The sequence below is a fragment of the Marinobacter sp. genome (genome assembly GCF_034669625.1).
In the GTDB taxonomy this organism is placed as follows: Bacteria; Pseudomonadota; Gammaproteobacteria; order Pseudomonadales; family Oleiphilaceae; genus Marinobacter.
Map to the genome: position 1 here is coordinate 122081 of NZ_JAXMOY010000001.1, position 25607 is coordinate 147687.

Sequence of the window (25607 nt, forward strand, 5' to 3'; positions counted from 1 at the left end):
AACTCAAGAGGTCGCAGCGCTGTTACAATGTACCCTCGCTTTGTATAACCTCGATGACAATTCCTCATATACCCCGGTGATTGCTCCATGACTGACACAGTTGTTGTTATTTACTCCGGAGGGATGGACTCCTTTACCTTGCTTCATCTCGCCCGTGCTCAAGGCCTCAATGTGCATGCCCTGTCGTTCAATTATGGTCAGCGCCACGTGCGCGAACTGGAAGCCGCTCGAGCAGTGTGTGAAGCCGAAGGCATTCCTCATAAAGTGATCGATATTCGAGCGATGAGTGAGGTGATGTCCGGGTCCGCATTGACCGCCGATATTGATGTGCCGGAAGGTCATTACGAGGAGGACAGTATGAAAGCGACCGTTGTCCCCAATCGCAACATGATTTTATTGGCGCTTGCCACGGGCTACGCCGTCACGGTGAATGCACAAGCCGTTTGGTACGGTGCCCACGGCGGCGATCACGCAATTTATCCTGATTGTCGGCCGGAGTTTGTCGAAAAAATGGATGCGGTGTGCCGGGTTGCTAACTATGAGTCGGTTGCTGTTAAAGCGCCGTTTATGAGCATGGACAAGGGCGAGATTCTGGCTGAGGGCCTGAAACTGGGGCTGGACTACGGTCAAACCTGGACCTGCTACAACGGCAGAGAACAGGCGTGTGGCCAGTGTGGTTCCTGCGTTGAGCGCCTGGAGGCTTTTGCATCCCACGGCCTTGAAGATCCTCTGGCTTACGAGAGTGGCGCCTGATGTACCGGGTTAAAGAAGCGTTTTATACCTTACAAGGTGAAGGTGCCCAGGCAGGCCGCGCTGCGGTTTTTTGCCGGTTCAGCAAGTGTAATTTATGGAACGGCCGGGAGAGTGACCGGGACAAGGCGGTTTGTAACTTCTGCGATACGGATTTTGTAGGTACCGACGGCCAGAATGGTGGGACATTCGAGACCGCTGAAGCGCTGGCCGCACATGTTGGAGCCCTTTGGCCCGACGCACCGGGCAAACCCTACGTCGTTTGCACCGGCGGTGAGCCGCTATTGCAATTGGATGCAGCGTTAATTGCGGCGTTGCATGACGCGGGCTTTGAGGTAGGTGTCGAGACCAATGGCACCTTGCCTGCCCCGGAAGGGATCGACTGGTTGTGTGTCAGCCCGAAGGCCGATGCCGAAGTGGTCGTTACCGAGTGTGATGAGTTGAAGCTGGTGTATCCGCAGCCCCTGGCCATGCCCGAGCGATTTGCCGGCCGCATCCGTGCGGGGCATTACTTTTTGTCGCCTATGGCATCGCCCTCGATACCGGAGCAAGCTGCAGACCCGGTTAAACAGAGCAACACCCGTAAAGCGACGGACTATTGCCTGGCCCATCCCCAATGGCGTTTGACCTTGCAGATGCACAAGATCATTGGCATAGACTGATCGCAATCGGGTCAGGCCTGCTTCGCCAGATTGAAATTTTCGAGGCGGTGCTGACTGGGGCTCATGCCGGTCCAGCGTTTGAACGCACGAGTGAAATTTGCTGCATCGGCGTAACCCAGAGCATCCGCAATCTGAGTCAGGTTCATGGTTGTGTTCTGTAGCAAATCCTGAGCTCGTTCGAGGCGCACGTCGTCTACCAAGCTCTGAAAGCTTGCCCCTTCTTCTTGCAGGCGACGTTTCAACGTTCGCTCTGAGACGAAAAGCGTGCTTGCCGCCCGCGCCAGTTTGGGCGGAAACGGATGGCTGGCTTCAATGACCCTGCGCACCTTGCAGGCAACCCCTGCCACCTCTTCTAACTCCTGCAGTGCTTGCTCGCATTGTTCCCTTGAACTTTCGGCCAGCTGTTGATTGCTAAAACGGGTCGGTTGGCTGAGATGGCTGGAGGGAACGACCAGAGCATCCTCGGTAGCGCCGAATTCAACGGGAACGCCAATCATGCGCCGGAATCGGTGGAAGTGACTCGGTTCCGGCCCGCGCCTCATGATTCTCAGGCCTGGCACAGCGGTGCCAAGGAGCTGCGCGCCCATTGATACGAAACCGAACAGAACGGCATCCAGAATAAAGCTGAGAATGGAGCCGAGCTGTGTCTCGCAGTTCACCGCATACCAGACGCTGGACCCGGTCATGTGTTTTTGAACTTTAAGGTGGGGTACACGAAGCGTCAGATAGCGAGTCATCAGCTCAAGGGCTTCTTCAAGCGTGCGGCTGCTCATGACCGCCGTACCCAGTGCCCCATGCAACGGCAGCTTGAGCTCTCGTGCCAATAATATACCCAATCCCGGCTCGCCGCTTTCGACGATGGCTCTGGTCACAAATTCCGCAGCCTGGGACTCGCTGACTCTGAGGTCGGTGGATTTCAGTCGCGTTGGGTCTAGCCCTACGCGCAGAATCAAGTCCTTTTCATCCACTCCAATAGTGTGGAGCAGCTCGGCCAGAGTGTGTAAGTAAATGGCCGGCATGCCCAGATCCTGTGTCCTAGAAACTGAGGCGCCCATGAATTTCCTCGATATTGACAGTTATTGTTATGTGAGAGGTTTAGATTATGGCCCCTTCGTTGGCCCAGTCACATGACTTGGATGACGGGTCAATTAGCTGAAGAGGCCAATTCAGGGCAGTGCCGGATGTAATCGTCCTAGTTTGTGTGACGCTCTACGAAGCCGGCCAGCACGGCGGCAGAGCGACCCGGGCTCTCGAGCATGGGTAGATGCCCGACTCCGCGAAACACATGCACTTCGGCCGTCGGAGTCGCTGTCTTGAACCAGTCAACACAGCGAGTTGGGGTAATCGTATCTTTATCGCCCCACTGAATTTGTAGCGGAGGAGTCTGGTTTCCAAGATAACGGGTGGGCGCTATCGGATCGGTAACCATGTCGTGAAAAATATGTTGCAGTGATTGCCGTCGCTTCATCAGATCGGGGCCTAACAGGCCGGTCATGGCAACACCGGGAAGGCTGGGTTTGCCGGTACCGACGCTGTTGAACATACGATAAACGCCTGCCCAGTCTTTCGGAATGAGCACGGAGTCAATAGTCGGGCGAACCGGCGGGTTGTTCGCAATATCGGGGGATTCCGGGATACCGGCGCTGTTAAGCAGCGTAACCGTGCGGGGAGGTATTTTCAGCTCATGGGCCAGCACGGCGGCAATCGCTCCGCCCATGGAACTTCCCGCGATATGCAGGTTATTGCTGGCGTACTCAGCCAACCAATGACTAAGCCGCTCTGCTTGCTTCACGTAACCGTAGTCAGCATCGGGGCGGTATTGGCTTTCGCCGAGCCCCGGTAAATCGGGCACCAGCAAATGCCAGTCCGAAGGTAACTGCTGCATCCAGAAGGCCCAGTTTTCCTTCATTGAGGCAAAACCATGTAGCAGCACCAACGTAGGGTTGTCGGGCCCGGGCTTGCCTCTTTCCAGATAAACCAGACGGTGTCCATCTACCGAGGTTTCTCGCCGCTTAGCGCGTAACAGCCAGCGTTGCCCGGTACGTGCCAATGGCCAAACGTTAGGGGTTGGAATTTTCATCGAAGACTAGCCTGATCATGGTGTATTGAACTTCAGTGTAGCGGGAGGATCCTGTGGGACTATTGCTGCGATGCCTGATTGTGCGGGCGGCAAGGCCACCTTGGACGCAAAGCATTAGAGCTGAAGATCGGTGATCACAGGGTTGTGGTCAGAAGCACGCCAAGGCCCGCTGAGGTCCGGGGCGCTTTGGTAATTCAGAGCCCGAGGCTCATCCGCGTTGATGTTCCAGATGGTTGCTGCCATCACGTGGGGAATGAGGACTTGCGTGGCGAGTGCGTAGTCCAGTGAACCTTTCTCGCCTTGGTAACGATAGCTGTGATACCTGCAACTATCGGGTGTGCAGGGATGGAAATGGTGCACCAGACTGGTGTAGCCCGCTTGGCGAAAAGTGACCAGGGGCGTTTCGAGGGCATAGCTGTTTAGATCTCCGGTGATCAGTGTGCCGGCAAAATTGTCCGGCGTGGATAAGCTTGAAAGCCAGCGCGTGATTGCCCGTGCTTCCCGGGTGCGATAGGTGCTGAAACAGCCTTGGCCATCATGCTGATCCAAATCCGGTCCGTCTGCGTTACGGCAGGACTTCGATTTCAAATGGGGGACCACTACTCGTACTGATTTACCGCCCGTCACGGGGCTGAACGTCTGCGAGAGTGGCGGACGGCCGCGATGTTGGTAGATATCTTTATTGAGGCGCAGGGCGTTGCCCTCCGGTCTTACCCGGTCGTATCGGAACAGCAAGGCGGTACGAATGGCGTCAGAGCCATCCCTGTCGGGAGTCTTTATGAAGCGCCAAGAGGGACCGAGCGTTCTTGTGAGTTGGGCCAGCGAGCTACGGGGATCATCGCCGTCGTTTTCCAGTTCTGTGACCGCGACAATGTCGGGGGCGGCCAGCCTGATGGCCGTTGTCAGGCGACGGAGTTGGTGGTTGTGGGCTTGCAGGTTGCTGGCGCCCCTGGGGGTTGGGTAACCGCCATGCTCCCCATCGCCGTTGAAATAGTTTTGCAGGTTCAGAGCCATGATCCGGATCGCATCGCCCGAAGGTTTTGGTGGAGCCGCTGGCCGCGGTTCGGGCCGAGAAAAATGGGGCCGCTGTTCTGGTTGAAGCCGCCACTGACCAAAGCGGTAATCCAATACCCCGCTTAGGCCGGTCACCTTATCGCCAGCGCGTACCGTGTTGTCATTGCCCAGTTGCAGCCACGGCACCGGGATGGGGTTGTGGGTGCTTTGTCCGTCATCCAGTAGAACTCGATGCTCCCGGTTGATGCCTGCCTGTGCAACGGCGCGAGTACCGGGTTTTAGATATTCCGTCGGGATTATCTGGTCTTCCTTGGCCAGCGTCAGTTCCCCGTACCGAGCGAGATTGTGATGCTCGATTACCGTAAGTGGTGTGACGAAGGACACTCGCATGTTCTCGAGGCTTTCGGGCGCGTGCTGCCAAGGCAATGAGAGCTTTACCGGCTCAGGAAGCGGCTCCTGGCCGCAGACGATCAGATGACGGACATTCACCAGTTCTGTGAGGTCATGGAATTCTTTAACCGAGCCGGTCAGCCGCAGCCTTTGGCCAGGGGTGGCAGTGTGATGGGTATACACGAACAGCGCTTCGGAGGTGGCGGGGTTGTTATCCGTTTCGGCGTCGGCTTGTTGAATATAGAAACCGTTAAAGCTGTCTTTGTGGTTGGCAGTGTAGGTCACAATGCCTTCGATCGAGACAGTTTGACCTGCGAGAGGCGAGTGTGAGTCGGCACTCTGAATCTGATGAATCGCCGTGGTTGGCGTGCCGCAACGGTCTGGTGCGGATGCTGCCGGGCCTGCGGTCAAAAAAAGCAGTCCGGCAGCGGCGATTAGGGGCGCTAAGAAGGTTCTGATCACGAAGCCTGTCGGTTAAAGGCCAGCCACCGCTTTAAGTGCTTGTTCACGTTTACTCCCGAAGCCCAGTTGGTCAGGGTTGATCAGTTCCAGCTGCTGCACCAGAGGATCTGGGTGGTTACTGTCGAAGGTAATGCCAAGCTGTGACAGTACGTAGGGTGCAAGCGCTGCCCGGGTTTCGACCTGAAGACTGCCATTTTCCATGCCATAGTCTCGAGCGACGATTTTTTGCTGAGCGGCGGTCAAGCGTTGGTCCGGTGCGATATCGAGTGTCACTCTGCGTTGCCAGTCTTCATCCTGCTGGGCGGTGTAGCGGGATTTTTGGCGCAGTGCTTCAGGGGTATCCTGAAAGCGGCTCAGTGCGAAGTCCCGGAACTCTCGATTGGAACTGCACCAGGCGCGAACATGCCAGTTGTTGCCAGCGCACACCAACGAATGAGGCTCGAGTACACTTTCGGCGGCCTCGGGTCGGCTCAGGGAAACGTAATTCGCTTTCAGCTGGCGTTTGTAGCGGGTGGCCGTGACTACGGCGCGCATGGTTTCCGGTGCAACGTACCGGCCTGGCCCGCTAATTACCGTGTTACCGGGCATACCCAGTTCCAGCTCGGCAAGAGAGGCGTTGAGGTTTTGCTGCTGGGCAAGCAGGTCCTGATATTCAGAGGCCTCACCATGGGTGACAGCGGGTTTGAAGCTGCTGGACGGCACATAGCCTTTGAGATGTCGGTCGTACACCAGATTACCCGGCGCCACCTCTCTCAGGTAGGTGTTGATGTCCTTGGAGGCCTGCTGGCGACCAATACCGAAACTGTGGCAGATATGGTTGGTCGTCAGGCGCCCTTCCCATAGTGCAATGGTTTCAATGAGTCGATAGCGAAGCAAGAGATCCCAACGAATGGGCCAATCCGTTTTCTTCATAACCAGGCGCTCTCAATCCAGTAAATAGCTTCTTATTTATCTTACCCGTTAGGGGGTTAGGGGTCTGTTACGGCCCATTAATGTAAAAGAATGTCAAATCAAGGCCAGTGTAATACAAGTCTCGGCATCTCCCTAGTTTCGGCAATCCGTTAGCCTGATTAAATTCCGCTCAGCCGGCCAAGGATAATGTTGCTATCCTTCTCTTGAGCACGCCCCCTTATTGATTATGCGGAGTCAGTCATGACCCGAATGGTAGCTTCTCTGTCGGCATTGCTTCTGAGCATTGTGTTTCTGGTCAGTGGCAATGCGTTTTTAATGACGCTGTTGGGTATTCGTCTGAGTATCGAAGAGGTGTCGCCGGATATCATCGGTTGGGTACTGGTGTGTTACTCCATTGGTTTTGTTGTCGGCACCCTTTACGTTCACAACATCATCGGCCGTGTGGGTCATATTCGAGCCTTCGCGGTTTTCGCGGCGATGGCCGCTGTTGCTGCATTGATGTATCCGATGGCCGTGTCCGCTCTGTTTTGGGCGATGCTGCGAGTGTTGTCCGGGTTCAGTATCGCCGGCGTGTTGGTGGTGATTGAAAGCTGGTTTTCCAGCCGGGCAACCAATACCAATCGCGGTTCTCTGTTCGGGGTTTACCAGATCATATTTTATCTGTCGGCAGCTGGCGGTCAGCTCGTGGTGAATGTGGGCAATCCGGTGGATTTCCTGCCATTCTCGTTGGCCGCCATTTTGCTGACCTTGGCAGTGATTCCGTTGTCGCTGACCCGAATGGAGGCGCCTGCGATCGAGCACGCCAGTCGCATGTCCGTGATCAAGTTAGCCCGAGAGTCGTTTTCAGGTGTAGCGGGTGCTTTGGTGAGCGGGGTCTTGATTGGTGGTTTTTACGCGTTGGGGCCGGTGTACGCCACGCTGGTCGGGCTGGATGTCGGCATGACCTCCACGTTTATGGCTTCGGCAATTGTTGCGGCGATGTTGTTGGCTTGGCCTATGGGGCGAATCTGCGATTTGTTTGATCGCCGACGGGTTATGTTTTGTGTTTCGCTGATGGCCGCTTCCGCGGCCATTGGTGTGGCAATGACCGGAGCAGAGAGTTTTCTGGTGCTGACTGCGCTGGTGGCTATCTTTACCGGCTTGTCGGCCACCTTGTATCCCATCGCTGTTGCGATCACCAACGACCGGATGGACAGCAACCGTATAGTGGCTGCCAGTGCGACACTTCTGCTCAGTTACGGTATCGGGAGTGTTGTTGGCCCGATCACCATGGCAGAGCTGGTCAATGTATTGGGGCCTTCCGGACTGTTTTACGGCAACGCAGGGTTCTTGCTCTTGCTGGCCGTTATTACGAGTTACCGGATCAGGCAGACCGATGATGTGCCGGTGGAGGAACAGGAGCACTTTGTACCTGCTATGCCGGAAGCCTCGGCGGTACTTTCGGAAATCGATCCGCGTAACGAGGAATTCTGCGAGTCGTCGGAAGCCGAGGAGATGCAGGCTGAGATGCGCCAACCTCATTGAGGCTTTTGGCGTATTTTTGGGCTTGATGTCGCATTTGAATCTTTTCTAATCTCAACCAGTAGCTTACTATTGGTAAAATTCTTGTACCGTTAGCGTCTTGCCCTTTTGGGCGCAAACGTCGAGCCATTAAGGAGTGAAAATTGTGAGAGATCAGTTCCCGTTTGCGGTTGCTCGTGTTACTCGTCGCTGGCGCAAAATGCTGGATGAACGATTGAAAGATCTGGGGGTAACACAGGCTCGCTGGAGCACCATGGTGTATCTGCAGCAAGGCGGTGAAGGTCTGACCCAGCGAGAATTGGCCAGTTTGATGGCGATTGAAAACCCGACTTTGGTTCGACTGCTGGACAGCCTGGAACAACAGGGACTGATCGAACGTCGCGCCTGCCCGAAGGACCGCCGCGCCCGCAGGTTGCACCTGACGGAAGAAGGTGTGAACTTTATGGATGAGCTGACCGGACGCGCGACAGAACTGCGTGAAGAAATGCTCGAAGGGATTTCTGATAAGGAAATCGAGGGCGCACTCGCAATTTTCCATAAAATTATGGAAAACGCAGAAAAGCAGAAATGAGCCTTGGCCGATAATTCTGTTCAGGGGCTGAAATCCCGCTACGGTGACCGTTGGCGGTGGTTGGCCGTGGCCACTGTTGTGCTGGGTACTATGGCAACTGTGCTCAGCGCAACTGTAGTCAACGTTGCGCTTCACGACATCATGCTGGAATTCGGCCTGCGCCAGGTTACCGTCCACTGGTTAGCAACCGGGTTCATTGCCGCCATGACCACCACCATGCTCGCTTCGGCTTGGTTGCTGGACCGCTTCGGGGTGCGTAAAACGCTTGCGACCGCGATGGCACTGTTTGCGGTGATATCCATTGCGGGAGGCTTTGCCGAAACTCCGGCACAGCTGATATCCGCGCGTGTGGGTCAAGGGGCCATGGCTGGCCTGATGCAGCCTATGGGCATGTACCTCGTGTTCCGGATTTTCCCTGCCGACCGGCGTGGCCAGGCCATGGGCATTTATGGCATGGGTGTGATTCTGGCGCCCGCGCTGGGGCCGGTGCTCGGCGGTTTTCTTGTAGATCAGTTCAATTGGCGTTACGTCATGTTCGCCCCTGCTCCGGTTACCCTGATCGGCGTTTTGATGGCTTGGCGGTTCTTGCCTATTCCAGTATCCCGGCCTGCACGCTACGCCTTTGATTGGCCGGGGCTTGTGATGCTGGGCGCGATTGTGGGTCTGGCATTGGAGACCATGACTCGTTTGCAGGCATTGGATGGCCAAGAGTTGCGGGTGATTATCCAGGCGCTTGCCGTTACGCTGTTACTGACGGCTTTTGTCATTCGCGAACGGAGGATCAAACACCCGTTGGTGAATCTTGCTCTGTTGCAACAACCAGTGTTCCTTTACGCTACGATCGGGGCAATGGCGCTGGGGCTGGCGCTCTTTGGGTCAACCTACCTGATTCCCCTCTTTGTGCAGACCACGCTGGGATTTTCGGCCACCGAAGCGGGTTTGCTGATGTTGCCGGCAGGGGTTGTGCTCGGGCTTATCTTCCCGCTCTCCGGAAGGTTGGCCGATAAGCAGAGTGCCCGAAGTTTGGTTCTGTTTGGAATCGGGGTGTTTGCTGCTTCGGCGATTCTGTTTGCCACAACCGGCCAATACGCGGGCTTCGGTTGGCTGGCATTTTGGGCCGTCATTGGCCGTGTCGGTATAGGTTTTATGCTACCAGCTCTGTCTATGGGCGCATTAAATCCTCTGCCTCCGGAGCAAATGGCTGCGGGCTCCAGCAGTATCAATTTTGCTCGGCAACTTGGCGGGGCTTTGGGCGTCAACGTGGTGGCTTTGACCATCGAATTTGGCGAGCATCAGAACGGCATACCTACGCTGCAGGCCTTTGAGTCTGCTTGGTGGTTGGTCGCAATTTTTGTCTCGTTGGCGGCCATTCCGATATGGAAGATGCGCGTTTAATCAGCGTTGCAGCGTTACGAAAATGCAAGATACCCCGGATGTCCTCGGCCTCGTAGTGTTGGCGGCTAGCGATGCAGATATAATGGGTTGCACTTGGTACACGACTAGGTGGCCCTGGCGATTCAGAATGAACTCTGAAGCCGAGTGCCGGTCAGTTATACGAACCGGTCTTTAACAGACGTGGAGTGTTATGCAGTTTAAATACGTTCTATCTTTGGTACTGAGCCTGGCGCTGCTGGCGCCAACGTTGTATGCGGCTGGCTCTGGCGAAGGCGCAGCCAGTGCAAAGCCCGATCGCTCACCCCGGGTGCCAACCTTTCCAGTGAACGGTGATCTGGCAGGCAATCTTCAGGTGTTCACCACTGCATACGAAGACACATTTGCTGGTATCGGTAACGAGCTGGCGCTGGGGTATCTGGAGTTGGTGAAGGCGAACCCGGGCATTGATCCATGGTTACCGGGCGAAGGCTCCCAGATTACGCTGCCGAGAATGTACGTTCTGCCGGACTCCGATCGTAAGGGCATAGTGATCAATTTGGCGGAATACCGTCTCTATTACTTCACAGAGGCCGGCGTGCAGGTGTATCCGGTTGGTGTTGGCACCGAAGACAACCCTTCCCCGCTGACCAATGCAGAGGTCACCATGCCACTGGAGTCCCCTGCTTGGTACCCGCCGGCGAGTATTCGGGCGGAGTATGAAGCCTCGGGCGATTATCTGCCACGCATGATTCCGCCGGGGCCAGATAATCCGCTGGGCAGTCATGCCCTGATGCTCAGTGAGAAAGGCTACCTGATTCATGGCACCAACAAGCAATTTGGCGTTGGCATGGCGGTTAGTCACGGTTGTTTTCGCATGTACAACGAAGACATTTCGCGTTTCGCCTATCAGGTTTCAAAAGGCACCCCCGTTCAGGTTATTCGTGAGCCGGTGAAGGTGGGAGCATCGGGTGGTGAAATCTGGCTTGAAGTACACCGCCCCCGTGAAGTCTACACGTCGGAAGATCGGGAAGAGCTATGGCGTCAGGCGATGGCGAAAGTAGAAGCATTCCAGAAACAACATCCGGAGGCTCAGGTCAAACGAATGGCCATTGAGGTGGCGGTTGATCAGGCCGATGGCATTCCCAGAATGATCGGTGAGAAGCTGACTCAAGTCGCCGCGGATGAAAGCTCAGATAAAGCGACGTCCAAAGTAAAAACGGAATCCGGGCAAACCCTGTATTTCTGACACAAAAAAAGGCCGGTTTTACCGGCCTTTTTCATGCTAAACGTCAGCCTTACTTCTGGCTGGCACGCTCCAGCATGCGCTTGGCGCGCTCGTTCGCTTCGTTAGCGGACTTCTGAGCAGCGCGGGCAGCAGCCAGAGCTTCTTCAGCAGTCTGCTGAGCAGTGCGAGCAGACTTAGAAGCGCTGTTCGCAGTGTTCAGAGCATTGTTAGCAGTTTGCTCGGCGGAGCTTGCAGTTGCATTGGCTTCGTCGATAGCAGCTTGATCAGTTGTAGCACAGCCTGCAGTCAGAGCAGCGGCCATTGCAAACCCAGCGATCGTCAGTTTACGCATTATAAATCCCCTTATTGGTCGTTTTATTTCCTGAGACCCGGAAGTCAGTCGGACGACTTCCTGTCAGTCAAGCTTGTAAGCATTGACTACCGGAGTCTTTTAACAGTGTAAAACACTCTGAGCGAAAATGTTAACTCGGTATAGGGGAATTTCCATAGCTTATGACAACAACGTAATGAGCGGTTCACCAAACAGTCGTGAGCCTATGGGGGTCAAGGCAGAATCCGGATCGGGGTGCCGTCATCAACCAGCTCCCAGATCTCGTCAATTTCTTCGTTGGTTACGGCAATGCAGCCGTTGGTCCAATCCAGGCCGGTGAAGGCAAATGCCAGGTCGCCGGCGTCATTGGGCAAACCATGAATCATGATGCTACCGCCGGGCTTCAAACCCCAGGCTTCTGCTGCGTCTCTATCTTCGGGGCTGGGATAGGAAATGTGAATCGATTTGTAGAAATCGCTGTTAGAGTTGCGCCAGTCAAGGAGATAGCTGCCTTCGGGGGTGCGTTTGTCGCCTTCATAGAGCTTGTGGCCAACCGGGTTGTCGCCCAGAGAAATCCGGTAGCTTTTGACTTTTTCTTCGCCGTTGAGCAAGTAAAGGCGCCGCTCACTTTTCTTGACCAGCACCTCGGTAATATCGAACAAATGCGTTGCTTGGGGCTCGGGCATCAGCATCCGCTCATCAGCCCGGGCCAGCAGTTCGGTTGCTGTGACCAGGCCGGGTAGAAAAAGGAGCAGAGCTGTCAGAATTCGTCGAAAAATCATAAAGCCGCACTATCGCTGATAACGTTAAATTTTGTACATGGATTTTATAGCACAGCGGGCAGGGCTGTTGGTAAGAGGGTTTTGTTACATTTGTTGGCTTTAGGTAGCCCTGCACAGTTTCCGGTCAGGATTCCATTTTCAGGCCGACCTTCGTTACACGGTTGTCTTCGATCGCTCGGGCCACCAACGATACCGGCCCAATAGTCACGATATCACCGACCACCGGATGCCCTTTGGTGCGAAGATCGAAGCATTTGGCTAGCGTCAGCTCAGGTGGCAGTTCTTCAAGCTCGATGCCATAGACCTGCTCAACGTCGCCAAGTAGCGCGTCTCCATTAAGGACAAAGTCCCCAAAGAAGGTTCTTTCGGCCAGATGGTCGGGCGTTTGCCGGGTGCTTAGCACTTTGCTGAGTTCCGTCACGCCAACCGGGGTTGCGAACAGGGCGAGTACGTCACCGGCGCTGACTTCCAGATCCGGGCGAGGTTGTAGACACTCACGGTCTCTGAATACGCCCGCCACAGCGGTGTCCCCGGGTAGGCGCAACAGGCTGATTTTTTTGGGCTTATTCCAGCTTTTTCCGCGTAGAGGAAAGAGCATCAATTCATGGTCGCCGGTGGCCGGGACATCCAGCGGGAAACGACGGAAAGGTGCTTCACTGGCTGGAACCTCGAGTTTCAGTTTTCTGGCCAAAGGCGCCATCGTGGTTCCCTGCACCAGCAGCGAGACCAGAACGATAAAGAAGGCTGCATGGAACACCAGTTTTGCGTCTGGCAAATCCGCCAGCACCGGGAACAATGCGAGCACAATAGGCACTGCACCTCGTAGACCGACCCAACTGATAAAGCCGATTTCCCGGCGGTTGAAACCAAACGGCCAAAGCGTAGCCATCACGGTGACTGGCCGGATGATAAAAATCAGTGTGAAGGCCAGAATCAAGCCACTACCGACCAGCGGCACCAGTTCCGAGGGGCTGACCAACAGACCGAGTATCATGAACAGGCACAGCTGCGCCAACCAGGCTAAGCCATCATGGACTTGCAGGATCATCGGCATCATCTTGACCTGTCGGTTACCGATCACCACGCCGCTCAGGTAGATCGCCAGGAAGCCACTGCCGCCCACGGCATTCGTGGCCGCAAATACCGCTAGGCCAGCTGCCGCCACCAGCAGTGGATAGAGCGCTGGGGTCAGATGAATCCGGTTAACCAAGGCAACAATCAGATACCCGCCCAGCAAGCCGGCGGGCGCGCCAATGCCGAACTGCTGTAGCAACATGAGCAGCCCGGAAGCAAAGGCTCCGTCTTGATGTTCGCTGATCACGGTGACCAGCATCAGGGTCAGGAATATGGCCATCGGGTCGTTGCTACCGGATTCGATTTCCAGCGTCGCACTCACCCGCTCATTCAGATGCAAGCCCCGGCCTTGCAGCAATGAAAAGACGGCGGCTGCGTCGGTCGATGAGATGATCGCACCGATCAGCAGCGCCATCAGCCAATGGAGGTCGAAGACCCACCAGGCAACGACGGCTGCGCCCACGGCTGTCATGGCTACACCCACCGTGGCCAGTAACAGCGCGGGTTTCAGCCCAACCCGAAAGGTCTCGGCCCGGGTACGCATGCCGCCGTCGAGCAGGATGACGGCCAGGGCCAGGCTGGCGATGATGACCGCAAGCTGGACATCGTCGAATTCAATACCACCGGGACCATCCTCGCCCATCAGCATACCCACACCCAAAAAGACGAGCAGCACAGGCATGCCTACCCGGCTGGAGAGAGGGCTGAGAACAATGCTGAAGACCAGCATCAGGGCGCCAATGAGCGTAAACGTGGGATCCATGAGACTCCAGACTTGAAAGCATACCCGGACACAGGCCCGGGCTGAGTGTTGCTTGAACTGACATTATGCAGGGGGACTTACCGCATTGGTAGCGCCCTTGTTACGCTCAGTGAAGCTTGAGCCGAGGGTGCATCGCGCGGCTGATTTTATCCATCAGCCAGATGACACCGGTGCGAAGAAATCCGTGCAAAGCCACTTGATGCATCCGGTACAGCGAGACGTAGAACAGCCGTGCTACCTTGCCCTCAATATACATGCTGCGACCAGACAGGTTGCCCATCAGGTTGCCTACGGTGGTGTAGTGGCTGAAGTTGATCAAGGAGCCGTGATCCTTGTAGACAAAAAGTACCGGGTCCTTGCCTTCCAGACGGTTACACAAGGTTTTGGACAGAGCATCGGCTTGTTGGTGAGCCGCCTGAGCCCTTGGTGGCACCGGACGTTCCGAGTTGGGTTGCGGGCAGGCTGCACAGTCGCCAAAGGCGTAGATATGGTCATCGTTGGTGGTTTTCAAGGTTTGCTCGACCACCAATTGGTTGCCCCGGTTGGTTTCCAGGCCTTCCAGCTCAGCAAGAAACGCTGGAGCTTTGATGCCGGCGGCCCAGATGGTCATGTCTGAAGGTATTTCTGAGCCATCTTTCATGACCAGGCTATCATTTCGTACTTCGCTGACAGGCTGGCCCGTCAGAACCTTCACTTCCTGTCGCTCAAGTTCTTGCGTTGCAGCGGCGGACAAACGGCCGGGCAAGGCAGGCAAAATCCGATCTGCGGCTTCAATCACGCTCACAGAGACATCCGAGGACTTGAGATGGTTCATCCCGTACACCGGTAGCTCACGGGATGCCAGGCGGAGTTCTGCTGCCAGCTCCACGCCTGTGGCACCGGCGCCGATAATACTGATGTTCAGGGCGTGCGGATCCCCCTGAAGTGCTTCGTGGTTCTTTCGGAGGAAAGCGTTGAGCAACAAGTTGTGGAAGCGTTGAGCCTGCTGGAGACTGTCCAGAAACAAACAGTGCTCTTGAGCACCGGGCGTGCCGAAATCATTGGCGGTGCTGCCGACGGCGATAACCAAAGTGTCGTACTTGAGGCGCCGCTCGGGAACCACTTCATTACCTTCAGTGTCGTGGAAAGCGGCGATGACGAGTTCTTTGTGTGCGCGGTCGAGGCCGCTCATACGACCGAGTTGGAACTCGTAGTGGTGCTTGCGAGCGTGAGCCCGGTAATTGACTTCGTTAGTGCTGGCATCCAGCGAGCCAGAGGCCACTTCGTGCAACAGGGGTTTCCAGACGTGGGTCAGGCCATCGTCGACCAGAGAAATTCGCGCTTTTTTCTTTTTGCCGAGTTTGTTGCCGAGACCGGTGACAAGCTCTAAACCCCCAGCTCCGCCGCCGACAACGACAATGTGGTGCAGACTTTCCATAACAGTGAAACCTTAAAGAAGTGAAAGCCAAACACTCTTGAGCGGACTGAAAAATGCTTGGCTATCGCTTCTGATCCCAGCTGGACGGGGGCATGTGAGGACTTACATAGTAGCGGCAAAATCAATACAAGGCAATTAGGTGGCTGTTCGTATTACGTCTAAAGTATATATTTATCAGTGGGTTGTGTTTGCCTTGCTTGAATTAAAACGTTTGTTAACCTGAGCCGGGATGCTCGGTGCACCGCGTATCACTGTGCACCAGTTCAGCTTGGGTATAAGCTAGGCTATGACGATGAAAGGAACGATCAACAGGAGATAAGACCGTGAAATTAGAGGTTGGTGGTATTGAAGAAGGGCGTCCGGTACCGGAGAAGTTCGCGTTTGGCGTGTTCAATCCCGATAACCACATGAGCTTTGGGCCCAACCGCAACCCGGAAATGAGCTGGGAAGGTGCCCCCGCAGGCACCCAAAGTTTCGTCGTGATGATGTTCGACCCGGACGTGCCCAGTGTGGCCGATGATGTGAACCAGGAAGGCAAGACCATACCCGCTGACCTGCCTCGGGTGGATTTCTTTCATTGGCTGTTGGTAGACGTGCCCGCTACGACCAGCAGAATTCCGGAAGGCGAAGACAGCGATGGCGTCAGCCCGAAAGGTAAGCCGTTTGGCCCGGGAGCGGTGGGCGTGCGCGGGATTAATAACTACACTCAGTTTCTGGCAAGCAACCCCGATATGGCCGGCACGTATGCCGGATACGATGGCCCATGCCCGCCATGGAACGATGAAATCATCCACCACTACCACTTTGAAGTGCACGCACTGGATGTCGAAAGCCTGAATCTGTCCGGCGAATTTGACGGCAACGCTGTGCGTGAAGCTATGGCCGGCCATGTATTGGCCAGTGCTCGGGTAACCGGTACCTACACCCTCAATCCTGAGTTGCGCTAAGCCCTTCGCACCCTCCTTCAGGACTGTGTGTCGGCGGAGGGTGTAACAATCTGGCCCGGAGTGAGTCTGGTATCTGTATCCACTGTCCGGAGATGCCCGATGTCATTTAAGGTTCATTGTTCAACTTGGTTAGTCGCGCTGTTGCTGATCGGTGTGATGCCCGTGCGGGCCGATTCCACAGAAGCACTCTATGCCCCCTTCCAGACACTGCTGAGCCAGCACGTTATCGAACGAACGTTACCCGGCAACGGGTTGGTGACGGCCTTTGATTATGCCGGTGCGCTTGCTGATGGCAGCACCGAACGCCTGCTGCAGACACAGAGACAGGCTTTGGCCAATTTTGATCCGACCAACCTGAAAGACCGAAATGAATCGATCGCCTTCTGGATCAACGCCTATAACTTTTTCATGATCGATAAAATTCTGTCCGATAGGCCCAATGGCAAATTAGTGTCATCTGTGTGGGACTACGGCGGGCGAATTAATCCATTTGTGGATTCGGTGTTCGAGCGTGAAATCTTTAACGTGGGTGGTCGTGACCTGAGCCTGGATGGCATCGAGAAGCGAATTTTGCTCGGCGATGCATATAAAGCTAAAGGCTGGAAGGATGCCCGGGTTCACTTTGCGGTGAATTGCGCGTCTACCGGTTGCCCTCCGCTACGAAATCGACCGTATACAGAGCATAATCTGGAGATCTTGTTGGCAGAAAACACCCGGAGGGCTTTCAATACCCCGCGCCATCTCAAGGTCGAGTCGGGTGAACTCTTTGTTACCGAGTTGCTCAACTGGTACGAGAACGACTTTGTTGAGGCTGAAGGCTCGCTTAGGGCGTTCATTCTTAAGTGGGTAGAGCCTGACCGGGAAGAACAGATTAAACAGGCTCAGGGCCTCGATTTCAGTGTCTACGAATGGCAATTGAACCGGCCAGAAAACTTCCCGGAACTACGGTAGTGTTGCTCCTGGATCGTCATCGTTCCAGTTCAGGGCGCGGTAATCGAAGTCCATCTCGATCGTCGGTTTCACGATCCGGAAATAGGGCGAAGCGTCGAAGTCTCTTGGGGTGAACAGCGAGTGATGCTTAACTCGATACTGCTCCCGAATGCAGTTGTCGCAGTCCGGATCATCCGCCGGCAGCAGTTCTACCACCGGCAGAATGGGGTACCGCAGCAACTGAAAGGCCTCTGCGATAAAGGTTGAACAGATTGCCCGTGTGGGATCGCCACTGCCAAAGACAAGCAGTTTGTGCCGGTGGCGTGATGGCACGGGCGGCGTGGGGAGCAAGTAGCGCGCCAGATCAAAGACGTTCCTCATATCGTACTGGTGGCCAATGCGACTGCGGGCGTAGTCGGTCAGTGTGCCAATCTCTCGATCGGAGAGCCCCACCGGGCGGCAGATCCGAGTATGTGATTGTCGGTAGTGTGACAGGGGCAATGGCCGAATACCTTTTTCAAGGTCAGCTTCAACCAGTGTGTACGCTTCACCGTCAGTCGAAGTGCCGAGCCCGGCATTCGGCCCCAGATACAGTGCCGCGTGAGACCAGGTCGATTGGGTCAGGTACTTGATGGCCACACTGATCCTCGTAGTTCCTTCCACCAGTAATACATCGCCGGGCTGAAGGGCGTTTACCAGCGCATCCCAGGTCGAGGTTCGAATGGAATTACGGGAAACCTCTTTCGATAAGTAAGTTGCCAGTCGCCGCGTTAACCAACTCAGTAGCATGGAACCTCCCAATCAGAAACCTTTGTTTATTAGTAGCACAGACACCGGTGTAAAGCCTGTGTTGAGGCATGCCCCGTTCGCGCTGAGGCTTGCCATAAAGTTTGTAACAATTGGGTGGTCAAGGTGTCTAAATATTAACCGCTCCGGTGAGCGGGGGTGGGCTGTGAGGGTCCGCAATATAACTCCTGAACGGAGAGAGACGTCATGATAAAAACACACGCTCTAGCGCAAGCAATTCATAGCACCGGCCAACACCGTCGCGCCGCTTGGTGGTCGGCGGCCGTGATGACGGCCCTGTTGGGCACTGGCGGCGGTCTGGCCATTGCGGCTTGTAGCCCCTGCTCCCCATGCAAAGGAAAGTGTAAGGCCGGGCAGTATTGCAAGGCCGGCTGCAAAGCCGGGTGTAAACCCTGGGGGGCAAAGAACCCATGCGCCAGCAAGAACCCCTGTGCCGTGAAGAACCCTTGCGCCATGAAAGACGCCATGAAAGACCCCTGCGCAGGCAAAAATCCGTGCGCGATGAAAAATCCCTGTTCGATGAATAAGACCGGCGCGCCGAAGGGCTGTAATCCTTGCGCAGCGGCGGGTAAGTGCGGCGCCAAAGCCAACCCCTGTGCTGCCAAGAGGGTAACTCGACCAGCCGACTATCAAGCGTATAGCGGCGACCCCGCCACATTAGTGGCCCTGGGTGAGAAGCTGTTCAACGACCCATCGCTCAGCAGTAACGGTCTCGCCTGCGCCAGTTGTCATAACGGCGGCGCAAGTTATAACGCCACCTTTACCAACGAATACCCACACCCGGTCGCTATGGCGAAAAACATCTTCGGCATGGATCAGGTGCATCTGGATGAGATGGTGCAAATCTGCATGGTGCAGCCATTGGCCACCGAACCCTTCCCGTGGGACAGCAAGGAGCTTGCTGCGCTGACCGCCTATATGGCCACGGTTCAGATGAGCAAGGTTCAGGCTAATTAGGCTGAATAAACTATGAGAGGACGAGCGCTGTTTTCGCTGTAACGGGTGAAAACAGCGTGCCAAGGAGCGAATCGATGCCTGAAGCAATCCAGATTCCTGAACTCACAAGCCTGAGTAATCACCAGTTGGCGAAGAGCCTTGCTGCCATAGATGAGATCCGAGAATGCTACCGCGTGCTGGAGAAAGGCGGCTTAAACATCGTCGGTGAAGTGCTTAAAGACCAAGGCCCGTTTTATGAAATGGACCACTACCCGAAAGACGATGTGTATGACCGGGAGACCGATTCCCAGTACTACTATCATGCCCATCGGGAAGATCATGACGAACATGGTCATTTTCACCTGTTTGTGCGTGACTCGGCGCTACCCGACAGTGTGAAACCTGCACTCGGACCGACAGAAGACGACCGGGTGGCGCATCTGGTCGCCATTTCCATGGATGCCTGGGGCTATCCGACCGATTTGTTCGCGGTAAACCGCTGGGTCACGGATGAAAGCTGGCTGCCGGCGGAATCGGTGATTGCTGCACTGGATCAGTTTGCCATTGACCATGCGCATCCCAGTTGGCCGGTGAACCGATGGCTGACGGCCATGGTGCGCTGTTTTAGACCTCAGATAGCGGCGTTATTGCGTCATCGGGATGCGGTGCTCACAGGTTGGCAGGGGCAACAACTGGAGCAGGTATTGGAGGACCGTTCTTTGGAGATAACCGGCAGCATACCCATTGACCTGGATAGTTGGGCTGCCAGGCTGATAGCAGAGCAAGTCAAAAGGGCTGAGCGGATCAGTTTTCCTGTCGGGTCTTGAGCGCGTCGGCGACGCGTTGATCAATCCTGCGTATCAATTCGTCGTCAGGCTCTACCGATGAATGTGCTTGTATGAGGTCTGTGCTGGCGCGGAGGTTGCCGATAAAAGAGCGGCAATGCCGGCACATCATCAAGTGCATTCTGACGGCCAGGTTTTGACGCTTGGTCAGCTCACCATCAATGTAATCGCTGGCGATTTCTGCCAGATCTTTGCACATTAACATTTACCAGACTCCTGGAAGGTTTCCACCATCAGAAAGATTTTCTGCCTCGCTCGGTGTAAGAGCACCCGTAGGTTAGATGCACTGACATCCAGAATGTTACAGACATCTTCAGATTTGTGTTGGTGGGCCTCGTACAGCATCAACGCAGAACGCTGAGTTTCGGGCAACGCTGACAGGTGTTTGTTCAGGCAGTCACTCAACGCGCCGTTTTCAAGCAACGTGTCGGCGGATTCATCAAAACGCAGAAGAGGCGGTTGCTCCCAGTGGCGTGAGCTATTGAATCTATCGGCCAGCTCTGGATCCAGCGTTTCCGTGAAGTCGGTGCTGACTTCCCGCTTGATCGTGCGCAGTTTGTTTTTGCAGCGGTTGGCCACGATCCGGTGCAGCCAGGTTTTCAAGCCGGATCGCCCCTCAAATTTATGAATAGCGTCGATCACCGTGACCCAGCAGTCCTGAACAATTTCTTCTGCGCTTGAGGGGTCCAGGTAGAAACGGGCAACGGCGAGCATACCGGATGAGTATTGGCGCACAGCTTTTTCATAGGCGATGCTGTCGCCCTGCTTGAGGGCTTGTATTAAAGCGTATTCGGAGTCTTTTGGTGACGCTGTGTCCATGAATTGTCGTCCCGGGCGCGCTTAACTGGCTTATTGGAGTTATTAATAGTGTTTCGGAACGGGAAAAAGTTCCTTTGTTGTGGAACTGTTACTCAAAAAGATTAGGACAAGACCGGTGTAACATCCAGCGGTTGAGTGTGTCAGGGTGTGTATAACGACACTTCTTGCATCTCAAACAGGCACACACATGAGTCGACAAAAGCTTTTTCTCCTACTGGTTATCGCGGTCATTGTGGTCGCATTTATCGGTTTCGATCTTCATCAATTACTGACCTTGGAGAACCTTCAGCAGCATCGTGAGGCGATAGCAGGCTGGATTGATCAAAACCTGGTCGTGGCGGTCTTTGGCTACGCCGCTGTTTATGTCCTGGTGACGGCACTGTCACTGCCCGGAGCGGCGATCATGACGCTAGCCGGGGGGGCGTTTTTCGGCAATGTGTATGGCCTGGCAGCGGTTTCTCTGGCTTCGACCGTCGGCGCGTCACTGGCATTTTTGATGGCCCGTTTTCTGCTCCGTGACACCCTGCGTAAGCGGTATCAGCAAACCGTCGAGAAAATCGACCGAGGCATCGAAAAAGACGGGGCATTCTACCTGGCGACGCTGCGACTGGTTCCGGTGTTCCCGTTCTTTATGATCAATCTGGCGATGGGCTTAACCGCCATGAAATTGCGCACTTATGCGCTCGTGAGCTGGCTTGCGATGCTGCCGGGTACCTTTGTGTTTGTGAATGCAGGTACTCAGGTTAGTCAGATCCAATCGACCGGAGACATTCTCTCTGGTGAGCTTTTGTTGTCGTTTGCCCTGCTCGCGATCTTCCCCTTGCTGGCTAAATATCTGGTGGCTTTCCTGCGTAGCCGCAAGGTGTATGCGGGCTGGAAGAAGCCTGCACACTTCGATTACAACTTACTGGTCATCGGCGGCGGCTCCGGGGGCTTGGTGTCTGCTTATATCGGTGCTGCGGTCAAGGCGAAAGTGGCGCTGATTGAAAAGCACAAGATGGGCGGTGATTGCTTGAACACCGGCTGTGTACCTTCCAAGGCATTGATTCGCAGCGCCAAGGCGGCCGATACCATGCGCCATGCCAACCGTTACGGTTTGGAATCGGTACCGGTGCAGGCGTCGTTTAAACGCATAATGGACCGTGTCAAAAACGTAATTGCTGAAGTTGAACCCCACGATTCCCCTGAGCGCTACCAGAAACTTGGGGTGGACTGCATCGCAGGTGAAGCGAGTTTTGTCTCGCCCTGGGAGCTGGAAGTACGCCACAACGATGGCCGAACCGAGCGCCTGACGTCCCGCAGCATCATCGTTGCCACAGGCGGCAAGCCTGCCCTGCCACCGATTCCCGGCTTGGATGCCATGGCGCCCCTGACCTCGGATAATCTTTGGGATCTGGAAGAACAGCCTGAGCGTTTGCTGGTGCTCGGTGGCGGCCCCATTGGTTCCGAGCTGGCTCACGCTTTTGCCCGACTGGGTAGCCAGGTGATTCAGGTCGAGCGAGCGGACCGCCTTCTGGTGAGAGAAGATGAAGATGTCTCCGACGTGGTCAAGGCTCAGTTTGAAGCCGATGGCATCGATGTGCGCTTGGCGCACACGGCGACCGAGTTTTGCCTGGAAGACGGTGAGAAAGTCGCCTATTGCGATCATAACGGCGAGCGGGTTCGCATCCCCTTTGACCAGGTGTTAGTTGCTCTGGGCCGAGCGGCCAATACGGACGGCTTGAACTTGCAGCGGATTGGTGTGGACACTCTGCCGAATGGCACAGTGCCGGTCGAAGACGATATGAGCCTGAAGTTCCCCAATGTCTTCGCCTGTGGTGACGTAGCGGGTCCTTATCAGTTCACCCATGCGGCGGCGCACCAAGCCTGGTATGCCGCAGTCAACGGATTGTTTGGGCAGTTCAAACGGTTTCGGGTGGATTACCGGGTGATGCCTTGGGTCACGTTCACATCGCCAGAGGTGGCCCGAGTTGGCTTGAGTGAAACCGATGCCAAAGAGCAGGGCGTGGCTTATGAAGTAACCCGTTACGGTCTGGACGATCTGGATCGGGCCATTGCTGAAAGCGAAGCTCAGGGATTTATCAAAGTGTTAACGGTGCCCGGTAAGGACAAAATACTGGGGGCTGTCGTGGTCGGTTCCCACGGCGCAGAAATTCTGGCGGAGTTTACGATTGCCATGAAGCATGGTTTGGGGCTGAACAAAATACTCGGCACTATCCATCCCTACCCAACTTGGAATGAATCCGCCAAATACGCTGCCGGTGAGTGGAAGCGCGCCCATGCACCAGAAAAGGCCTTGGAGTTTTTATCTAAACTGCATGCATGGCGTTTGGGAAAGCGTTGATCGTGTTTGGAACGAATCAGAGCCGGCAGGGTCTGTGTTCAGGTAACTTGGATAACTCAGAAAAAGAGGAGCAAATATGCCCCTGACGGAAGCTCAGGCACCTAAAGGTGAACGTATTCCTGCGGTGGAAATGCTGGCACCGCGGGCCGGTGACAGTTGGACGCACACCCGTAATGGTGACCCCCGCGGTTATATCGATGCCGATAAACTCAAGGAGTTGTGGATTCACACCGGTACCGCTTGCAACCTAGCTTGTCCGTTTTGTCTGGAAGGTTCTCACCCGGGCGACGGGCGGATTCCCGGTATGAAGCTCAGTGATGTGAAGCCGTTCATTCACGAAGCGTTGGATATGGGGGTGGAGCAGTTCTCCTTTACCGGTGGTGAGCCCTTCGTGATTCGGGATTTTGTCAATATCCTGAACTACGCCAGCCAGCATCGGCCCTGCTTCGTCCTGACCAACGCCACCGAACCGCTGCTGAAGCGCCGGCATCAGGTGTTGCCGTTACTGGATAATCCGTATCCGATCCATTTTCGCGTCAGCTTGGACTTCCCCGATCAAGCCCGGCATGACAAAGATCGCGGCGAAGGCAGTTTTGAGCTGGCACTGGAAGGTATTCACTGGCTCATCGAGCAGGGTTTCAAAGTGTCTGTTGCCCGCCAAACCGATCCGGGAGAAGTGGTGGCGGATGTTGAAGCTGCGTTTCGAGAAATTCTCCGCGAGCGAGGTATTCCCGACAATCTGGCGTTCACTGCATTTCCAGACTTGGGCGTACCGGGGTCAGAAGACGGCAGCCCTGAAATTACCGAAGGGTGTATGGAGAAGTATCCGACGCCAGAGGCACGCTCTCATTTCATGTGTACTTACACACGGATGCTGGTGAAGAAAGGCTATCAGGTGCGGGTGTATGCCTGCACGTTGGTGGATGACGATCCGCAATACGATCTGGGCGATACGCTGGCGGAGAGTATGGATGAGCGCATCATGTTGCGGCATCAACGGTGTTTTTCCTGCTATCGATTTGGGGCTAGTTGTTCGGCTCCTGTTTGAGCTTTGGAGAGGTCGGCCTTTCGGACTGGGGCGGCCCTCCCTCCCCCCCTCCCAATCTCAACAAGTTACGAAAGAGCGAAACAAACAATGAACGCGACTGAAGGCACCCTCTTCTGGGGATTTCTGCTCGTGTATGGCGTCGTCATGTATGCGCTGTCACCGAAGAGCAAGAATGCCAACTCGTTTTACAAAGGCGCCGACGATCACGGCAACCCCGTTGGTCAGTGGTCACTGACGGCGAGCATCTTCATCAGTTGGATCTTTGCCAAGTCGGTCACCAATGCGGCCAACCTGGGCGCAAGTTACGGCGTGGTGGGCGGCCTGGCCTATGCCAGCTATTGGCTGTCGATCCCGGTGGCCGGCTATGTGATCTATCTGATTCGAACGCAAACCGGCGCCCGCAGCCTGCAGGAGTTTTTGACCTCACGGTTTGGCCGTTGGGCCAGCCTTGCCTTTGCCGCTGCCATTCTGATTCGGCTATACAACGAAGTTTGGAGCAATACCGCGGTGGTCGGCGGCTATTTTGGCTTGCCGGGCGAATGGGAATACTACGCGGCCGCAATGTTGTTCACGTTTTTTACGCTGGCCTACAGCCTTAAGGGCGGGCTGCGTTCATCGATATTTACCGATGTGATCCAGACCTTTGTGTTTGTGTTTTTCATCGGCGCCGTCCTGTTTTTGGTATTCCCCGCCAATGAGCCCAAAGCACTGTTGACGAATGGTGAGTTCCGACTGGAAAGCGGTGTGGATTTGCTTCTTGTGGCCCTGTTGCAGATGTTCAGCTACCCGTTTCACGATCCAGTATTGACCGACAGGGGGTTTGTGAACAAAGAGAAAACCATGCTGAAGAGTTTTGTGGTGGCGGGTCTGCTCGGCTTTGTAGCGGTGTTTGTTTTCAGTCTGGTGGGGGTGCATGCGCGGCTGAACGGAATTGACGTTATGGGCAATGCTCCTGCGGCTGTGGGCCAGTCGTTAGGACTGGCGGCCCTGTTTTTCATGAGTGTGGTGATGATGACGTCGGCAGGTTCCACGCTGGACTCTACCTTCACGTCGTTGGCGAAATCCCTTGCGGTTGATCTACCCAGCTTGATCAAACGTGCCGGCAACAAACTGCCTAGTATTCGTGTGGGCGCTGTGGTGATGATTGCCTTTGCGTTTTTGGGCAACATTCCCATGTTTGCTGGTACCGACATTTTAACCGCCACCACCATCTCCGGCACCATGGTGATGGGCTTGGCACCGGTTTTCCTGTTCTATGGTTTTACCCGCTGGTCGCCGTGGAGCTTTCATTTGAGCTTCTGGACCGGTCTGGGCTTGGGGGTGTTGCTGACCCTCGGGTTGATTCCGCAGGGCTGGGCCATTGGTGGAGGCAAATACGCCATGTTATTGGGTGTGAATGCCTGGGGCATTTTGATCTGTACGGCGGGGTTCTTTTTGCCGTTTGTGGTGCGCCGGCTGGCGGGACTTGTCGTGCCCGGCCGCAAGGGTGGTGCCGAAGCGTGGTAGTGATGAGGGGCTCCTGATATTTTTCGTACGCGATCCAATATTTGGAGCCCTAAAGGTTTTGTTGTTCGTTGTTTTTCATTGGCGCGTTTTTGAGACT

General features: G+C 55.3%; 24 protein-coding genes. 13 read left to right on the forward strand and 11 right to left on the reverse strand.

The genetic code is table 11. From position 1 onward, the window contains the following. Window positions 1–87 precede the first annotated feature (87 nt). Both queC and queE read left to right on the forward strand, forming a co-directional pair. Complete coding sequence (gene queC / locus VOI14_RS00525) at window positions 88–753, forward strand: 7-cyano-7-deazaguanine synthase QueC (RefSeq protein WP_323750062.1); 666 nt, start codon at window positions 88–90, stop codon at window positions 751–753. Then, complete coding sequence (gene queE / locus VOI14_RS00530) at window positions 753–1412, forward strand: 7-carboxy-7-deazaguanine synthase (protein ID WP_323750063.1); 660 nt, start codon at window positions 753–755, stop codon at window positions 1410–1412. Before queC ends, queE begins: the two co-directional genes overlap by 1 nt. Before the next feature lie 11 nt (window positions 1413–1423). Here the strand turns inward: queE and VOI14_RS00535 are convergent, their stop codons facing one another. The 4 genes from VOI14_RS00535 to VOI14_RS00550 form a co-directional block, all read right to left on the reverse strand. Beyond that, window positions 1424–2467, reverse strand: a complete 1044-nt coding sequence (locus VOI14_RS00535) for an AraC family transcriptional regulator (protein ID WP_323750064.1) — start codon at window positions 2465–2467, stop codon at window positions 1424–1426. 137 nt (window positions 2468–2604) lie between these two features. Further along, window positions 2605–3492, reverse strand: a complete 888-nt coding sequence (locus VOI14_RS00540; protein ID WP_323750065.1) for an alpha/beta hydrolase — start codon at window positions 3490–3492, stop codon at window positions 2605–2607. Between the two features lie 114 nt (window positions 3493–3606). Then, on the reverse strand, window positions 3607–5307 hold the full coding sequence (locus VOI14_RS00545) for an ExeM/NucH family extracellular endonuclease (protein WP_323750066.1): 1701 nt from the start codon (window positions 5305–5307) through the stop codon (window positions 3607–3609). A 63-nt stretch (window positions 5308–5370) separates the two neighbouring features. Then, on the reverse strand, window positions 5371–6270 hold the full coding sequence (locus VOI14_RS00550; protein ID WP_323750067.1) for a helix-turn-helix transcriptional regulator: 900 nt from the start codon (window positions 6268–6270) through the stop codon (window positions 5371–5373). A gap of 240 nt (window positions 6271–6510) precedes the next feature. Between VOI14_RS00550 and VOI14_RS00555 the strand changes: the two genes are divergently transcribed. The 4 genes from VOI14_RS00555 (at window position 6511) to VOI14_RS00570 (ending at window position 10982) form a co-directional block, all read left to right on the forward strand. After that, window positions 6511–7794, forward strand: a complete 1284-nt coding sequence (locus VOI14_RS00555; RefSeq protein WP_323750068.1) for an MFS transporter — start codon at window positions 6511–6513, stop codon at window positions 7792–7794. A gap of 142 nt (window positions 7795–7936) precedes the next feature. Continuing rightward, window positions 7937–8362: a MarR family transcriptional regulator gene (locus tag VOI14_RS00560; protein ID WP_323750069.1), complete on the forward strand. Its 426-nt coding sequence runs from the start codon at window positions 7937–7939 to the stop codon at window positions 8360–8362. 3 nt (window positions 8363–8365) lie between these two features. Then, on the forward strand, window positions 8366–9757 hold the full coding sequence (locus tag VOI14_RS00565) for an MDR family MFS transporter (protein ID WP_323750070.1): 1392 nt from the start codon (window positions 8366–8368) through the stop codon (window positions 9755–9757). Window positions 9758–9947: 190 nt separating this feature from the next. Further along, window positions 9948–10982 carry a L,D-transpeptidase family protein gene (locus VOI14_RS00570; RefSeq protein WP_323750071.1) on the forward strand — a complete coding sequence of 345 codons (1035 nt, stop codon included), beginning with the start codon at window positions 9948–9950 and terminating at the stop codon, window positions 10980–10982. A gap of 49 nt (window positions 10983–11031) precedes the next feature. Here the strand turns inward: VOI14_RS00570 and VOI14_RS00575 are convergent, their stop codons facing one another. The 4 genes from VOI14_RS00575 to VOI14_RS00590 all read right to left on the reverse strand — a co-directional run bounded on the left by VOI14_RS00575 (window position 11032) and on the right by VOI14_RS00590 (window position 15328). Further along, window positions 11032–11313, reverse strand: coding sequence for an Lpp/OprI family alanine-zipper lipoprotein (locus VOI14_RS00575; RefSeq protein WP_114335028.1), 282 nt, complete (start codon window positions 11311–11313; stop codon window positions 11032–11034). A gap of 212 nt (window positions 11314–11525) precedes the next feature. Next, on the reverse strand, window positions 11526–12074 hold the full coding sequence (locus tag VOI14_RS00580; protein ID WP_323750072.1) for a L,D-transpeptidase family protein: 549 nt from the start codon (window positions 12072–12074) through the stop codon (window positions 11526–11528). Between the two features lie 124 nt (window positions 12075–12198). After that, a complete protein-coding gene (locus VOI14_RS00585) occupies window positions 12199–13911 on the reverse strand; it encodes a potassium/proton antiporter (protein WP_323750073.1) in 1713 nt (570 codons plus the stop codon). A gap of 106 nt (window positions 13912–14017) precedes the next feature. Next, window positions 14018–15328, reverse strand: coding sequence for an NAD(P)/FAD-dependent oxidoreductase (locus tag VOI14_RS00590; protein ID WP_323750074.1), 1311 nt, complete (start codon window positions 15326–15328; stop codon window positions 14018–14020). A 323-nt stretch (window positions 15329–15651) separates the two neighbouring features. On the opposite strand from VOI14_RS00590, the gene VOI14_RS00595 reads away from it, so the two are divergent. Further along, the gene (locus tag VOI14_RS00595; protein ID WP_323750075.1) at window positions 15652–16275 is read left to right on the forward strand and encodes a YbhB/YbcL family Raf kinase inhibitor-like protein; all 624 of its coding nucleotides are present in this window, start codon (window positions 15652–15654) and stop codon (window positions 16273–16275) included. A gap of 99 nt (window positions 16276–16374) precedes the next feature. Then, the gene (locus VOI14_RS00600; protein ID WP_323750076.1) at window positions 16375–17226 is read left to right on the forward strand and encodes a DUF547 domain-containing protein; all 852 of its coding nucleotides are present in this window, start codon (window positions 16375–16377) and stop codon (window positions 17224–17226) included. Here the strand turns inward: VOI14_RS00600 and VOI14_RS00605 are convergent. Further along, window positions 17218–17994: a YiiX/YebB-like N1pC/P60 family cysteine hydrolase gene (locus tag VOI14_RS00605; protein ID WP_323750077.1), complete on the reverse strand. Its 777-nt coding sequence runs from the start codon at window positions 17992–17994 to the stop codon at window positions 17218–17220. The two genes, VOI14_RS00600 and VOI14_RS00605, sit on opposite strands and share 9 nt — an antisense overlap. A gap of 204 nt (window positions 17995–18198) precedes the next feature. On the opposite strand from VOI14_RS00605, the gene VOI14_RS00610 reads away from it, so the two are divergent. Together VOI14_RS00610 and VOI14_RS00615 are read left to right on the forward strand one after the other, a co-directional pair. Continuing rightward, on the forward strand, window positions 18199–18969 hold the full coding sequence (locus VOI14_RS00610; RefSeq protein WP_323750078.1) for a cytochrome c peroxidase: 771 nt from the start codon (window positions 18199–18201) through the stop codon (window positions 18967–18969). A gap of 74 nt (window positions 18970–19043) precedes the next feature. Continuing rightward, window positions 19044–19775, forward strand: a complete 732-nt coding sequence (locus tag VOI14_RS00615) for a DUF6969 family protein (RefSeq protein ID WP_323750079.1) — start codon at window positions 19044–19046, stop codon at window positions 19773–19775. On the opposite strand, the gene VOI14_RS00620 is transcribed toward VOI14_RS00615, so the two are convergent. Together VOI14_RS00620 and VOI14_RS00625 are read right to left on the reverse strand one after the other, a co-directional pair. Next, complete coding sequence (locus VOI14_RS00620) at window positions 19753–19998, reverse strand: zf-HC2 domain-containing protein (protein ID WP_323750080.1); 246 nt, start codon at window positions 19996–19998, stop codon at window positions 19753–19755. The two genes, VOI14_RS00615 and VOI14_RS00620, sit on opposite strands and share 23 nt — an antisense overlap. Beyond that, window positions 19992–20612, reverse strand: a complete 621-nt coding sequence (locus tag VOI14_RS00625) for an RNA polymerase sigma factor (protein ID WP_323750081.1) — start codon at window positions 20610–20612, stop codon at window positions 19992–19994. Before VOI14_RS00625 ends, VOI14_RS00620 begins: the two co-directional genes overlap by 7 nt. Window positions 20613–20799: 187 nt before the next feature. Between VOI14_RS00625 and VOI14_RS00630 the strand changes: the two genes are divergently transcribed. The 3 genes from VOI14_RS00630 (at window position 20800) to VOI14_RS00640 (ending at window position 25510) form a co-directional block, all read left to right on the forward strand. Continuing rightward, window positions 20800–22956, forward strand: coding sequence for an FAD-dependent oxidoreductase (locus VOI14_RS00630; RefSeq protein ID WP_323750082.1), 2157 nt, complete (start codon window positions 20800–20802; stop codon window positions 22954–22956). Between the two features lie 76 nt (window positions 22957–23032). After that, on the forward strand, window positions 23033–24004 hold the full coding sequence (locus VOI14_RS00635) for a radical SAM protein (protein ID WP_323750083.1): 972 nt from the start codon (window positions 23033–23035) through the stop codon (window positions 24002–24004). 87 nt (window positions 24005–24091) lie between these two features. Beyond that, window positions 24092–25510, forward strand: coding sequence for a sodium:solute symporter (locus VOI14_RS00640; protein WP_323750084.1), 1419 nt, complete (start codon window positions 24092–24094; stop codon window positions 25508–25510). The last annotated feature ends 97 nt before the right edge of the window (window positions 25511–25607 follow it).

Coding starts and splice junctions, on each gene's coding strand:
- queC (WP_323750062.1), top strand. CDS start 88: ATGACTGACACAGTTGTTGTTATTTACTCCGGAGGGATGGACTCCTTT.
- queE (WP_323750063.1), top strand. CDS start 753: ATGTACCGGGTTAAAGAAGCGTTTTATACCTTACAAGGTGAAGGTGCC.
- VOI14_RS00535 (WP_323750064.1), bottom strand. CDS start 2,467: ATGGGCGCCTCAGTTTCTAGGACACAGGATCTGGGCATGCCGGCCATT.
- VOI14_RS00540 (WP_323750065.1), bottom strand. CDS start 3,492: ATGAAAATTCCAACCCCTAACGTTTGGCCATTGGCACGTACCGGGCAA.
- VOI14_RS00550 (WP_323750067.1), bottom strand. CDS start 6,270: ATGAAGAAAACGGATTGGCCCATTCGTTGGGATCTCTTGCTTCGCTAT.
- VOI14_RS00555 (WP_323750068.1), top strand. CDS start 6,511: ATGACCCGAATGGTAGCTTCTCTGTCGGCATTGCTTCTGAGCATTGTG.
- VOI14_RS00570 (WP_323750071.1), top strand. CDS start 9,948: ATGCAGTTTAAATACGTTCTATCTTTGGTACTGAGCCTGGCGCTGCTG.
- VOI14_RS00575 (WP_114335028.1), bottom strand. CDS start 11,313: ATGCGTAAACTGACGATCGCTGGGTTTGCAATGGCCGCTGCTCTGACT.
- VOI14_RS00580 (WP_323750072.1), bottom strand. CDS start 12,074: ATGATTTTTCGACGAATTCTGACAGCTCTGCTCCTTTTTCTACCCGGC.
- VOI14_RS00585 (WP_323750073.1), bottom strand. CDS start 13,911: ATGGATCCCACGTTTACGCTCATTGGCGCCCTGATGCTGGTCTTCAGC.
- VOI14_RS00590 (WP_323750074.1), bottom strand. CDS start 15,328: ATGGAAAGTCTGCACCACATTGTCGTTGTCGGCGGCGGAGCTGGGGGT.
- VOI14_RS00600 (WP_323750076.1), top strand. CDS start 16,375: ATGTCATTTAAGGTTCATTGTTCAACTTGGTTAGTCGCGCTGTTGCTG.
- VOI14_RS00605 (WP_323750077.1), bottom strand. CDS start 17,994: ATGCTACTGAGTTGGTTAACGCGGCGACTGGCAACTTACTTATCGAAA.
- VOI14_RS00610 (WP_323750078.1), top strand. CDS start 18,199: ATGATAAAAACACACGCTCTAGCGCAAGCAATTCATAGCACCGGCCAA.
- VOI14_RS00615 (WP_323750079.1), top strand. CDS start 19,044: ATGCCTGAAGCAATCCAGATTCCTGAACTCACAAGCCTGAGTAATCAC.
- VOI14_RS00620 (WP_323750080.1), bottom strand. CDS start 19,998: ATGTTAATGTGCAAAGATCTGGCAGAAATCGCCAGCGATTACATTGAT.
- VOI14_RS00625 (WP_323750081.1), bottom strand. CDS start 20,612: ATGGACACAGCGTCACCAAAAGACTCCGAATACGCTTTAATACAAGCC.
- VOI14_RS00630 (WP_323750082.1), top strand. CDS start 20,800: ATGAGTCGACAAAAGCTTTTTCTCCTACTGGTTATCGCGGTCATTGTG.
- VOI14_RS00635 (WP_323750083.1), top strand. CDS start 23,033: ATGCCCCTGACGGAAGCTCAGGCACCTAAAGGTGAACGTATTCCTGCG.
- VOI14_RS00640 (WP_323750084.1), top strand. CDS start 24,092: ATGAACGCGACTGAAGGCACCCTCTTCTGGGGATTTCTGCTCGTGTAT.